Here is a 3219-nt window from a genome sequence, read left to right as displayed (position 1 = left end):
ACGCGCTGCTGCTGGCCGCCGGAGAGCCGGTCCGGGTAGGCGCCCGCGAAGTCGGCGAGCCCGATGCGGTCGAGCAGCCGGCGTGCGGTGGCCTCCGCCTCGGCCCTGCCGCCCCCGTCGACCACCCGCGACACGACCCGACCCCGGCGCGCCCTACGATGGCCCCATGCCGCAGCGACCCGACCCCGAGCGGGCCGCGTGGGCCTCGGCCGCCGTCCGCCGCTTCGCCGCGGCGACGAACCTGCTCGTCGCAGCCCGCACCTTCCGGGTCGTCGGCGGCGACCCCCGCGACGCCGCGGCCCTGACCGCGCTGCTCACCGCGCTCGGTGCCCGCGCTGCCCGGGACGCCGGGCCCGCCTCCGAGCCCGTCGACCACCTCTGGTGCCTGGGGGACCCGGACGAGGCCACCGCTGCCGTCGAGGGCGAGGCAGATCGTCCCCGCGGCGCGACCCTCGTGGTGGTCGACGCCGGGCGGTACGCCCCCGCCGTCGACGAGGACGCCTTCGGCCCGGTCGCCCCGGCCCGGCCCGGCGTGCTCGCCGTCCCCGCGCTCTCCGACGACGTCTTCCTCGTGTCCACGGGTCGGGAGCCCGAGCCGGACCCCGCCGCGGACGCGCGGATCCGGTGGGCCCGGCGCTCGATGCCGGTCTCCCGCGCCGTCGCCGCCGAGCTCCGGGACGGCGGGCTCCTCCGCGGCACCCGGGTCGGGGTCTCGATGGTCCTCGAACCGAAGACGGCGGTGCTCAGCCTGCTCCTCCGTGACGCCGGTGCCGACGTCGTCGTGTACGCGCACGCCGACGAGACGGACGACGCCGTCGCCGACGCCCTGCGCGCGGCCGGGCTGCCCGTCCACGCCAGCAGCACCGCATCGCCCGCGGAGCAGCGGCGGCTCGCCCTGGCGATGCTCGACACCCGACCGCACGTGCTGCTCGACGACGGTTCGCACCTGATCCGTCTCGCCCACCAGGAACGTCCCGACCTGCTGCCGACCATGCTCGGTGCCGCGGAGGAGACGACGAGCGGCCTGCGGCCCCTGCGCGTCATGGCCGAGCGGGGCGCGCTCGGCATCCCGGTGGTGGCCGTCAACGACGCCCGCACGAAGACGTTCCCCGACAACCGCCACGGCACGGGCCAGTCGACGGTGTTCGCGACGCTCGACCTGGTGGACGGGCTCCCGTCCGGCGTGCACCGGGTCAGGCCGGGAGGCTCGGCCGTCGTCGCCGGGTTCGGTCCCGTCGGCGAGGGGGTCGCCCAGGTGCTCGTCGCGCTGGGGCTGCGGGTGACGGTCGCCGAGGTCGACCCGGTCAGGGCGCTGCAGGCGCGCCTCGCCGGCCACGCCGTCGCGCCGCTCGTCGACGCCGTGCGCGACGCCGACCTCGTGGTGAGTGCCACCGGGGCGCCGGACACGATCGACCACGCCGCCCTGCGGGCCTGCGCCGCCGGCGCGGTCGTCTCGGTGGCCGGGGGCGTCGACCACGAGGTCGCACTCGTCGACGCCACTGCCGCGGGGGCCGTCCGGACGGGCGAGGCCCCGCACGCGGAACGCCTGACGTGGCCGGACGGGCACCACGTGGTCGTGCTCGCCGGCGGTGGCGGCGTGAACACGAGCGCGGCGGAGGGGAACCCCGTCGAGATCATGGACCTGTCGTTCGCCGTGCAGCTCGGCGCCCTGCGCATGCTGGTCGAGCGCGGCGACGAGCTGGACCGGACGGTCGTGACGGTCGACGCCGCGGTGGACGAGGCGACCGCCCGCGCGGCGCTCGCCGCCTGGGGGAGCCGGGTCGCTCCTCCCGGCCGGATCGCCGCGCAACCCGTCGACCGCGAGCCGGACGTCCGCACCCACCGCTTCGGGGTCCCGGCGTGAGCGCCGGGACCGTCGTCGTGCACTCCGCTCGCGTGGTCGTGCCGATGACGGCGCCACCGATCGCCGACGGCGCGGTGGCGGTGCAGGACGGCCGCATCCTGCACGTCGGCGATCGCTCGTGGGTGGTCGACCAGCTCGACGCAGCCGGGCGCACCTGGACGGAACGGCGGTGGCGGGGCGCGCTCCTGCCGGGCCTCGTCAATGCGCATTCGCATCTGCAGTACACTGGCATGAGCGGTGTCGGCCGGCGGCAGTACGCAGGATTCGAGGACTGGGCGGCCGCGTTCAACGAGGACTACGCGCTGCCGCACGACTGGCGGGCAGAGGCGTCGGCGGGTGCCGTCGCCTCGATCGCGGCGGGTGTGACGAGCATCGCCGACATCGTCACGGACATCGAGGCGGCGGACGTCCTCGAGCAGCACGGCCTGGGCGGGATCACGTACTGGGAGGTCATGGACTGGGAGAACGCGGCGTGGGAGTCCCACGGACGCGACCAGGTCCTCGACGAGCTCGCGCGCATCCCCACCACCCCTGGTGCCGGCCTGTCCCCGCACGCCCCGTACTCGCTCGACGTGGCACCGCTCCTCGAACTGCCGGACATCGTGCGCCAGCGCGGCCTCCGACTGCACCTGCACCTGGGCGAGGCGGCGTTCGAGGGGGAGCGGATCGCCCTCGGACCGGTCCCCGGGCTCGAGGGCGTCGACGGCGTCGGGCACAGCGCCGACTGGCACCTGGCGAACGTCCCGTCCTTCCGGGCCATGCGCGCGCTCGGTTTCGGAGCGAGCGCCACGGCCTTCGTCGACCGGCTCGGCGTGCTCGGGCCCGACTGCCACATCGCCCACGGCGTCTACCTGACCGCGTCCGACCGTGCGCTCCTCCGCGCCCGGGGGACGACGGTCGCCCTGTGCCCGCGGTCGAACGCGGTCATCGGGCTCGACCCGCCGCCGGTCGCCGAATACCTGCGCGAGGGCAGCCCGATCGCCATCGGCACCGACTCGCTGTCGTCGTCGCCCTCCCTCGACCCGATGGCCGACGTCACCGCCCTGCACCGGATCGCCCGCTCGCAGGGGTACGGGCACCGTGACCTGCACGAGCGGCTGCTCGCGGCCGCGACGCTCGGCGGTGCCCACGCCATGGGGCTCGCCGTCGGACCGGACCGCACCGGGCACCTCGCCGTCGGGGCCCGCGCCGACCTGTCCGTCTTCGACGTCGACGCCCGCACCGTGCCCGACGCGCTCGCCGAACTCGTCGAGGACGGGGCCGGTCGTGCCGTCGCGACGATCGTCCGTGGCGTCGTCCGGGCCAGTGGCGGCACCGTCCACCCGTGGCCCCCCGCCCCCGGCGCCACCCACGAC

2 protein-coding genes are annotated in these 3219 nt (G+C 76.5%); both read left to right on the top strand.

The features are described from left to right. The first annotated feature begins 166 nt into the window (after window positions 1–166). Window positions 167–1864 (top strand): adenosylhomocysteinase, encoded by a 1698-nt coding sequence (locus DEJ23_RS15255; protein WP_111241082.1) that lies wholly within the window; start codon window positions 167–169, stop codon window positions 1862–1864. Then, window positions 1861–3219 (top strand): amidohydrolase family protein (locus DEJ23_RS15250; RefSeq protein WP_309147092.1); only part of this gene is annotated, 1359 nt, incomplete at its 3' end. The genes DEJ23_RS15255 and DEJ23_RS15250, both read left to right, overlap by 4 nt.

This window comes from Curtobacterium sp. MCSS17_008, assembly GCF_003234185.1.
Classification (GTDB): Bacteria; Actinomycetota; Actinomycetes; order Actinomycetales; family Microbacteriaceae; genus Curtobacterium.
The sequence above is the reverse complement of the archived record's forward strand: the minus strand, read 5'-3'. Positions and strand labels throughout refer to the sequence as shown.